General features: G+C 67.3%; 1 protein-coding gene. It reads left to right on the plus strand.

What is annotated here, in order from left to right; genetic code table 11:
- A partial coding sequence (locus GSQ90_RS24220; protein ID WP_210254967.1) for a hypothetical protein occupies positions 1-1,738 on the plus strand: 1,738 nt, incomplete at both ends.

Genomic DNA, 1,738 nt, shown 5'->3' on the forward strand with positions numbered 1-1,738 from the left:
GGGCGGTTCGGTCGCGGCCGATGGCTCGGCGTCGCTGACCAGCGTGACGTCGAACATGGGCGCGACGGTGACGGCGACGACGGCGAGCGTGACGCTGGCGGCGGGCAGCCTGGCGTCGCCGTCGGGGCTGGCGTCGATCGACTGGTCGACCGTCAATGCCGGAACGCTGGTGACGGCGACGAGCGGCGGCGGATTGACGCTGGGTTCGGTGACGAGCGGCAAGACGGGAAGCGGCGGCGTTGAGACGCTGCATGGCTCGGGCGCGGTCGCTCTGACGACGTTGAACGCGACGGGTGGGACGATCGGCGTGACCTCGGACGCCTCCAGCGTGACGATCGGCTCTGCGACGAGCGATGGGACAGAGACGATCGAGGCCTATCTGGGTCTTGGCTATACGACCTTGAAGACGACGGGGATCGCAGGCGGCGATGTCGGGGATATCAAGCTGACTTCGGACACGGCGTCGATTACGGGCAATGCGCCTTCCGACACGCTGGACGCCAACGGCTCGTTCATCCTGAACGCGGCGACGGCGATCGCTGCGACGGCGCTGACGGCGGAGACGGGCGCGGGCTTCGTCAAATCAGGCGGAACGATCGGGCTGGGTTCGGCGACGAGCCAGGGGACGCAGACGATCGAGGCGACGGACGCCATCGGCTTCACGATTCTGACGTCGAAGGCGGCCGATGTCGACGTGACCTCGGATACGGCGTCGATCGCCGGCGGTTCGGTCGCGGCCGACGGTTCGGCGTCGCTGACCAGCGTGACGTCGAACATGGGCGCGACGGTGACGGCGACGACGGCGAGCGTGACGCTGGCGGCGGGCAGCCTGGCGTCGCCGTCGGGGCTGGCGTCGATCGACTGGTCGACCGTCAATGCCGGAACGCTGGTGACGGCGACGAGCGGCGGCGGATTGACGCTGGGTTCGGTGACGAGCGGCAAGACGGGAAGCGGCGGCGTTGAGACGCTGCACGGCTCGGGCGCGGTCGCTCTGACAACGCTGAACGCGACGGGTGGGACGATCGGCGTGACCTCGGACGCCTCCAGCATGACGATCGGCTCTGCGACGAGCGACGGGACTGAGACGATCGAGGCCTATCTGGGTCTTGGCTATACGACCTTGAAGACGACGGGGATCGCAGGCGGCGATGTCGGCGACATCAGGCTGACTTCGGATACGGCGTCGATTACGGGCAATGCGACGGGCGACACGCTGGACGCGAACGGCTCGTTCAGCCTGAACGCGGCGACGGCGATCGCTGCGACGGCGCTGACGGCGGAGACGGGCACGGGCTTCGTCAAATCAGGCGGAACGATCGGGCTGGGTTCGGCGACGAGCCAGGGGACGCAGACGATCGAGGCGAACAACGATCTGACGTTCACGACATTAAAGACGACGGGCGTGGCGGGTGATGCGGGTTCGATCGACCTGACTTCGACGCTGGGCGCGGTGAAGGGACAAGGCGGTTCGTCTTTGATCGCCTCGAACGCGGATGTTGCGATCTCCGGAATGAGCGTCCAGCTCGACACGGTGACGGCTACGGGCAAGGCGTCGATCGGCGCCGTGACGACGCTGGCCGGAACAAGCCTGACGACAGGCGGGGACGCGAGCCTGACGGCGGGCGTTTCGACGAACCTGACGCCGACGAATCCCGTATCGCTGTCCTGGACGAATGTGAATGCGGGAACGACATTCGAAGCGCAAGCCTATGGCGGGACGATTGCGACGCTGGGCTCG

This window comes from Methylocapsa sp. S129 (assembly GCF_009765995.1).
Lineage (GTDB): Bacteria > Pseudomonadota > Alphaproteobacteria > Rhizobiales > Beijerinckiaceae > Roseiarcus.